Consider the following 8027-nt stretch of genomic DNA (forward strand, 5'->3'; position numbering starts at 1 on the left):
GGTGGGTGGGCGTTGGAGACGCCATGACGGACGACCGGCCGCTGGACGTGTACTCCGCGGCCGTGGTCGGTGTTGCGGAGCTGCTGACGCCGCGGGTCGCGGCCCTGCACTTCCGCAGCGGCCGCGGCGAGTCCGCCGGCTCCGGCGTGGTGATGACGGCCGAGGGACACGTGGTGACCAACGCCCACGTGGTGGGCGACGCGACGGCCGGCGAGGCGGCGTTCGCCGACGGGACGGTCGCGCAGGTCGAGGTGGTCGGCCGCGACCCGCTGTCGGACCTGGCCGTGCTCCGCGCCGACCGGGCGGTCCCCGACCCGCCGGAGTACGGCGACGCGGACGACCTGCGCGTGGGTCAGCTCGTGGTCGCCGTCGGCAACCCCCTGGGACTCGCCGGCAGCGTGACCGCCGGTGTCGTCAGCGCCCTCGGCCGCAGCATGCCCGCCCGCGACCGCACCACGGCGCGGCTCATCGAGGACGTCATCCAGACCGACGCCTCGCTCAACCCGGGCAACTCCGGCGGTGCCTTGGCCGACGCGTCCGGCCGCGTGGTCGGGATCAACACCGCGGTGGCCGGCGTTGGTGTCGGTCTTGCCGTCCCCATGAACGGCACGACGGGCCGGATCCTCTACTCGTTGCTGCACGACGGCCGGGTGCGTCGTGCCTATCTGGGGCTGGTCACCTCACCGGCCCCTCTGACCCCGGCGTGGACCGACCGCACCGGGCGGCGCTCCGCGCTCCAGGTCGTCGAGGTGGTCGAGGGCAGCCCTGCGGCCGGCAGTGGCCTGCGGCGCGGTGACATGGTGCTCGCGGTCGACGGCCGGCCCCTCGGCGACGCCGGCTCGCTGCAGAGCCTGCTGCTCGGCGACGCGATCGGCAGCCGGGTCGAGGTCACCGTGCTCCGCAACGGCGCCCTGGTGGACGTCGTGGCCGAGCCGGTCGAGCTGGTCGACTGAGGAATCTGTCGGATCCGGCGGCTTCTCCGCTGATGCTCGCGCACTGCGGCGCCAGCCCCATCTGACGTCGGTCGCGCGCGAGGCTCGGCCGCCGGATCCGACACGTCCAACTCAGCCGTCCGTCCGACGCCGGTTCCCCCCGGTCGGCGTCGGACGAACGGTCAGTCTCGGTGCCCGCTCAGCGCTTGCGCTCGATGTCGAGGTCCAGCACGTGGCCCTCGACGTCGTCGCTCCCGTCGCGGAGCGGCGTGAAGTCGACGTTCCCCTCGTCGTCCAGCGGCAGGAAGTGGCCCTCGACGTCGGTGGGGTCGGTCTCGTCCTTCAGGATGGTCTCGTTGATGTTCTCGCTCATCGGTTCTTCCTCTCCCAGCTCTTGCGTGTGGCCTCATCGTGCTCCGGCACGGCGGAGGCGTCTGTCAGCCTGCTGACACAACCCGCGGATCAGCGTTTGCGCTCGATGTCGAGGTCGAGGACGTGGCCCTCGACGTCGTCGTCATCCGAGAGCGGGATCCGCCGGGTCGGCGGGACCTCGGCACGGCCCTCGCCGTCGATGAGCTGGAAGTGGCCTTCGACGTCGTCGGTCTCGGGCTCGACGTACTCGTTCATGATCCCCCCAGGTGGTGCTGCTCGGCCGGGTCAGGAACCGACCCGTTGGCCCGAGAGGGCCGCGTCCAGCTCGGCGAGCCAGGCGACGGCGCCGAGTGAAGCGTACGCCGTCCGGGCCTCGCGCAGCAGGGTCTCGGCCTCCTCGATCCGCCCGCGTCGCGTCAGCCAGACGCCGTACGCCGCCCGGGCGCGGGCCAGGTGGACCGGCGAGCCCCAGGTCTCGTAGCTCTGCATCGCGTCGAGGTACGCCGCCTCCGCGACCTCGTCCCCGTCACCGACCCGCTCAGCGTCGAGGGCTGTGAGCAGGGCCCGGTGACCGGCGAGACCGGACGGAGGCGAGGAACCGTCGTCGTCGACGATCTGCCGGAGCCGGTCGAGCAGCTGCCCGTCGTCGAAGTCCATCGCGATCCGCAGTGCGGCGCCGTAGAAGAGCGTGAAGTCCTCGTAGATCCCGCTGACGGCGTAAGCGCCGTCGAGCGCGCCGGACACCGTCGCCACCGCGCGTCGGTCACCGGAGAACGCCTGGGCCACCGCGCGCGCCAGGTCGAGGTAGAAGGCGGTCTCGTCCACCTCGGGAGCCGCCTCCACCACCTCCCCCGGATCGCGTCCGCGTGCCGCGATCACCTGCGCGGCCACGGACGCGACGATCGCGGCGTCGTGGAGCGCGTGCGACTCACCGACGATCCCCTCCACGGTGTCCCAGTCGCCGGTGGCCCAGCGTCCGATCGCCACGTTGACCAGCGCATTGCTCAGGCCGACCGCGATGCCCGCGCGCTGCGCACCGTCCAGCGCCTCGTCCGCGACCCGCGCCGCAGCCACGGCATCGCGCTGGGCCAAGGCGGACGCCAGGTTGGACAGCCCGAAGGCGAGCTGGGCGATGTCGCGGCACTCGCGGGCGACCGACGTGCTCTTCTCGAACAGGAGGATCCCGAGCTCCTCCAGGCGGTCGCGCATGAGCTGCACGCCCAGGTTGCCGGTGGCACGCGCGAACTGGCTCCGGTCACCCAGTCGGTCGGCGATCTTGATCTGTTCAAGCTGGAGGGCGTAGTCCGTGCCCCCGAGGCCGTTGAAGGCCAGCAGGTAGGCGTACAGCACCTGCGCGAGCACCTCGTCCTTCCCGGGTGTGGTCTGCAGGATGCGCAGGTGGGGTTCGACCATCGCGACCGCGGCATGGAGGTCGCCGGAGCTCCGCGCCACAGCCACGCTCCACGCCGCGGCCGCCAGAGCCTCACCGTCCGGGTCGTCCACCGCCGCGAAGCCGTCTCGAGCGGCCTCAGCGAGCTCGCGGGCCCGGTCGTATTTCCCCGCGTCGTTGCAGGCCAGCGCCGCCGCGAGCCGTATCTCGCACCGCTGGCGATCGTCGGTGGCGAGGTCCACGGCCCGCGCCAGATGGCCCACGGACTCGCTCGGGGCTCCCAGCCGCCGCGCCCGCTCGGCGGCCCGACGTAGCAGGGCGACGGCTCGGCCACTCAGCTCGACGGCGTCCGGATCGTCCGGGGCGGCCTCGAGCGCGGCGATGCAGTGCTGCGCGGCGACCGGGGCGAGCTCGTCGGAGTCGTCGCGGGACATCGCCTCGAGCAGGTGGAGGTGGATCGTCTTCCGATCCCGGCGCGACAGCGTCGCGTAGGCGACCTGCCGCAAGGCGGACTGGACGAACTGGTAGCGCCCCTGTTCGCTGCTGAGCCGGTCGTGCGAGACGGTGAGGATCTGGGCGCGCACCAGGGCCGCCAGCACCGCGTCCAGGTCGGGTACGTCGGCACACAGCTCGGCCAGCAGCCACGGCTCCACCGAGCCTCCGGCGACGCTCGCCCGGTCGACGACCCGTCGCTGGTCCGGATCGAGCCGGTCGAGCCGGGCCGAGATCAGCGCCTGCAGCGAGGCTGGCGCACCGATCTCCTCCAGGTCGAGGTGGTCGGCCTCGGCGAGTACATACGCACCGCCGCGCGGCACCACGAGGTCGCGGTCGATCAGCGCGCGGACCGTCTCCACGGCGTACGTCGGGATGCCCTCCGATCGCCGCACCAGCTGCTCACGCACGCGGATGGGCAGACCGTGCACCAGACCGTCCACGAGCTCGGCCATCTCGTCGTCTCCGAGCGCCTCGAGGTGCAGCACGGTCGCGCGACGGTGGGTGGCCAGGCCGGGCCGCTCCAGGACCAGCTCGGGCCGGGCCAGCAGCATCACGAAGCACGGAAACGTCGCGGCCGCCAGCAGGTGCTCGAGGAACAGCACAAGGCCCTCGTCGGCGTACTGCGCGTCGTCGATCAGCATCACGACCGGTTCGTCGCCTTGGCTCACCCGCTCGAAGAACGTCGTCCAGGCCGAGAACAGGTCCTCGCGCGCGTGGCCTCCGGCCCCGCCCGCTCCGAGCAGCGCGCCGAGCCGAGGCGCCAGCCAGGCACGCTCGTCGGGGTCATCGACGTACGCCGTGAGGCCGCGCTCGACGAGCTCCGCGGTCTCGACCGTCTCGTCGGCGCCGAGGGCCGTCTCGAGCCGGCTGCGCACCGCCTCGGCGACGGCGTAGTAGGCCACCCCCTCGCCGTACGACACGCACTTGCCGGCGTGCCACCGGCAGGCGACGGCGAGCCCGTCGGTGTACTTGGAGAACTCCCAGCCGAGCCGGGTCTTGCCCACGCCCGCATCCCCCGACACGACCAGCAGCGCAGGGCGGCCGGTCTCGACGACCCCGTGGTAGAGCTCCTTGACCATCCGCAGGTCGCGGTCACGCCCGACGAGCGGCGCCTCGAGGCCGTCGGCGCGCTGGGCGCCACCGGCGGTGCCGACGACCGCACGGGCCGCCCACAACGGCACCGGCGCGGCCTTGCCCTTCAGCTCGTGCGACCCGACGTCGGCGTAGGAGATCGACGCGCTGGTGAGGAGCCGGGTGGTCTCGTCGACCCACACCTGACCGGGCGCGGCCACCGACTGCACCCGGCTGGCGGTGTTCACCGGGTCGCCGGCGACCATGCCCTGCATCTCGGCGCCCACGGTGACCGCGACCTCGCCGGTGACGATCCCGACCCGCATCGCGAGCTCGGGGATGTCCACGTCGGATCCGAGCGCGCCGGCGGCCGCCACCAGCTCGAGCCCGGCCCGCACCGACCGCTCGGCGTCGTCCTCGTGGGCGGCCGGGACTCCCCAGACCGCCATCACCGCGTCGCCGATGAACTTCTCGACGACACCGCCGTAGCGCGCGACGATGCGCGAGCACTCCTCGAAGTAGCGGCTCAGCAGCTCGCGGACGTCTTCCTGGTCGCGCGACTCCGACAACGTCGTGAAGCCGACCAGGTCGCCGAAGAGGACGCTGGTGATGCGGCGGGACGCCACCGGCGACGTCGCCGATGATGCTGCCGCGGTCGGCTGCTCGCGGGCCGCAGGCGCGGTGGCACGGAGGTCGGCCCCGCACTCGTTGCAGAACTTGGCTGCGGGAGGCACCGCGGAGCCACACACCGGGCAGCCGCTGACCATGGCCGCGCCGCACTCGTTGCAGAACTTGGCGCCGGCCGGTTGGTCGGCGCCGCAGCCGGTGCACGCGGTCACGACGTCGTCACCCCCGACAGCGCGCCGTCGAGCTCGGCGAGCCACGCGACCGCGCCCAGCCCGGCGTACGTCGTCCGAGCCGCAGCGAGCAGGGGCTCGGCCTCGTCGGTGCGGCCGCGCCGGGCGAGCCACACGCCGTACGCCGCCTGCGCGCGAGCGACGTGGACTGCCGACCCCCAGGCCTCGTAGCGACGTAGGGCTTCGGCGAATGCTTCCTCCGCGACGTGGTCGGGGTCGCCGACGCGCTCGGCGTCGAGGGCGGCGAGCAGTGCTCGATGGCCCGCCATGCCGAGCGGGAGCGCCTGGCCTTCCGTGTCGGCGACCCGCCGGAGCCGGTCGAACAGGGCGGCGTCGCCGAAGCGGACCGCGACCTCCAGCGCCGCGTCGTAGACGAGCGTGAAGTCCTCGTAGATCCCGCTCAGGTCGAAGGCACCGTCGAGCGCGCGCGTCACGGTCGCGACGGCTTCCCGGTCACCGGAGAACGCCAGGGCCACGGCGCGGGCCACGTCCAGGTAGAAGGCTGTCGCATCCATCTCCGCCGCCCACTCGACCAGCTCGGCAGGATCACGCCCGCGGGCCGCGTAGACCAGGGAGGCGGCCGACGCGACGACCGCCTCCGCGTCCAGCCCCAGCGACTCCGAGCCGACGATCTCCTCGATGGTGTCCCAGTCACCGGTCGGCCAACGTCCGATCGCCACGTTGCCCAGGGCGTTGCTCACCATCGCGGCGATGCCCGAGCGCCGGGCGGTCTCCAGCGACTCGTCGGCGACTCGGGCCGCCGCGACGGCGTCCCTCTGGGCGAGAGCGGAGGCCACGTTGTTCAGGCCGTTCGCCAGCTGCCCGATGTCGTGGCACTCACGCGCGATGGAGTTGCTCTTCTCCCAGAGCATGATCCCGAGGTCGTCGTGTCCGGCGCGGCTGAGCTGCAGGCCCAGGTTGAGGATGCCGCGAGCCACCTGCGAGCGATCACCCAACCGGTCGGCCAGCTTGATGTACTGCAGGGTGAGCTCGTAGGCCACGTCCCCCTGGAAGGTGAAGGCGAGCAGGTAGGCCCACAGCACGGGCGCCAGGACCGACTCCTTGCCCGGCGTGTCCTGCAGGGCGGCGAGGTACGGCTCGAGCCGCGTCACCGCCGCGTGGACGTCCCGGGCACTGCGCGTCGTCGCCAGAGCCCACTCCGCAGCTGCCAGCGCCTCACCGTCGTCGTCGGCCACGCTCCGGAAGCCCTCCCGGGCGACCTCCGCCAGCGCGGCTGCCTCCTCGTACCTCCCGGCATCGGTGAGGGCTTTCGCCCGGGCCAGCCCGATCTCGCACCGGTCGTGCTCGTCGGTGGCGAGGGCCTCGGCCCGCGCGAGATGACCCGCCGCCTCGCCCGGCGCTCCGAGAGCGCGAGCGCGCGCGGCGGCTCGCCGGAGCAGCTCGACCGCCCGTCCGGTCAGCTCGGCGGCGTCCGGATCGTCCGGTCCGGCGTCGATCGCGGCGATGCAGTGCTGCGCGGCGACCGGGGTGAGCTCCTCTGAGCCTTCGCGCGTCATCACCTCGAGCACCCGGAGATGGATGCTCTTGCGCTCGCGGCGGGACAGCGTCGCGTAGGCGACCTGCCGAACCGCGGACTGGACGAACTGGTAGCGGCCCAGCTCGCTGCTGAGCCGGTCGTGCTCGACGGTCAGGATCTGGGCCCGCACCAATGCCGCGAGGGCTCCGTCGAGGTCCGGGATGTCGGAGCAGATCTCGGCGAGCAGCTCCGGCTCCACCGACCCGCCGGCGACGCTGGCGCGGTCGACGACCCGGCGCTGGTCGTGCTCGAGCCGGTCGAGCCGGGCCGAGATCAGCGCCTGCAGCGAGGCCGGCGCCCCGACCTCCGCCAGGTCGAGGGAGTCCGGGTCGGCCAGGACGTACGCCCCTCCGCGTGGGACCACCAGGTCGCGGTCGATCAGCGCGCGGACCGTCTCCACGGCGTACGTCGGGATCCCCTCGGCCCGCTCGACGAGCTGCGCTCGCACCTCGGTGGGAAGGCCCTGCACCAGGCCGTCCACCAGCGTGGCCATCTCGTCGGCGGTGAGCGCGTCGAGGTGGAGCACGGTCGCGCGGCGGTTCGTGACCAGGGTTGGCCGGTCGGTCAAGAGCTCGGGCCGGGCGAGCAGCACCACGAAGCAGGGGAACGTGGCCGCCGCCATGAGGTGCTCGAGGAACAGCACGAGCCCTTCGTCGGCGTACTGCGCGTCGTCGATGAGCATGACCACCGGTTCGGTGCCCTGGCTCACCCGCTCGAAGAACGTCGTCCACGCGGCGAACAGGTCCTCGCGGGCCAGGCCCGTGGCGCCGGCCGCGCCCAGGAGGGCTCCGATCCGAGGCGCCAGCCAGGCGCGCTCGTCCGGATCCTCGACGTACACCGCGAGGCCCCGCTCGACGAGCTCGGACGTATCGAGCGACTGCTCCCCACCGAGCCCGGCCTCGTGGCCGTTCTCGAGATCCGGATCCAGCTCCGTCTCGAGTCCGGTCTCGAGCCTGTTCCGCACCGCTTCGGCGACCGCGTAGTACGCCACGCCTTCGCCGTACGAGACACACTTCCCCGCGTGCCACCGGCACGCCTCGACCAGGCCGTCGGTGTACTTGGAGAACTCCCAGCCGAGTCGTGTCTTGCCCACACCGGCGTCGCCGGAGACCACGACGAGCGCCGCGCGGCCCGTGTCCGCGACACCGTGGTAGAGCTCCTTGACCACCCGGAGCTCACGGTCGCGACCGACCAGCGGCGCCTCCAGACCGTCGGCGCGCTGGGCGCCACCGGCCTTGGCCACCACCGCGCGTGCCGCCCACAACGGCATCGGGTCGGCCTTGCCCTTGAGGGCGTGGGACCCGACGTCGGCGTACGAGATGGAGGCGTTGGTGAGCAGTCGCGTCGTCTCGTCGACCCAGACCTGGCCGGGC

The 8027-nt window shown here is 72.9% G+C and carries 5 protein-coding genes; 1 reads left to right on the plus strand and 4 read right to left on the minus strand.

What is annotated here, in order from left to right; all coding sequences use genetic code 11:
* The first annotated feature begins 23 nt into the window (after positions 1 to 23).
* Positions 24 to 953 carry a S1C family serine protease gene (locus tag VGK78_RS00660; protein ID WP_331525315.1) on the plus strand — a complete coding sequence of 310 codons (930 nt, stop codon included), beginning with the start codon at positions 24 to 26 and terminating at the stop codon, positions 951 to 953.
* 178 nt (positions 954 to 1131) lie between these two features.
* Here VGK78_RS00660 and VGK78_RS00665 read toward each other — a convergent pair whose 3' ends face one another.
* The 4 genes from VGK78_RS00665 to VGK78_RS00680 form a co-directional block, all read right to left on the minus strand.
* Positions 1132 to 1305, minus strand: coding sequence for a hypothetical protein (locus VGK78_RS00665; protein ID WP_331525316.1), 174 nt, complete (start codon positions 1303 to 1305; stop codon positions 1132 to 1134).
* An 89-nt stretch (positions 1306 to 1394) separates the two neighbouring features.
* Complete coding sequence (locus VGK78_RS00670) at positions 1395 to 1559, minus strand: hypothetical protein (RefSeq protein WP_331525317.1); 165 nt, start codon at positions 1557 to 1559, stop codon at positions 1395 to 1397.
* Positions 1560 to 1589: 30 nt separating this feature from the next.
* Positions 1590 to 5099, minus strand: a complete 3510-nt coding sequence (locus VGK78_RS00675) for an adenylate/guanylate cyclase domain-containing protein (RefSeq protein WP_331525318.1) — start codon at positions 5097 to 5099, stop codon at positions 1590 to 1592.
* A partial coding sequence (locus VGK78_RS00680; RefSeq protein ID WP_331525319.1) for an ATP-binding protein occupies positions 5096 to 8027 on the minus strand: 2932 nt, incomplete at its 5' end. The genes VGK78_RS00680 and VGK78_RS00675, both read right to left, overlap by 4 nt.

It is taken from the genome of Nocardioides sp. (assembly GCF_036503465.1).
In the GTDB taxonomy this organism is placed as follows: domain Bacteria; phylum Actinomycetota; class Actinomycetes; order Propionibacteriales; family Nocardioidaceae; genus Nocardioides.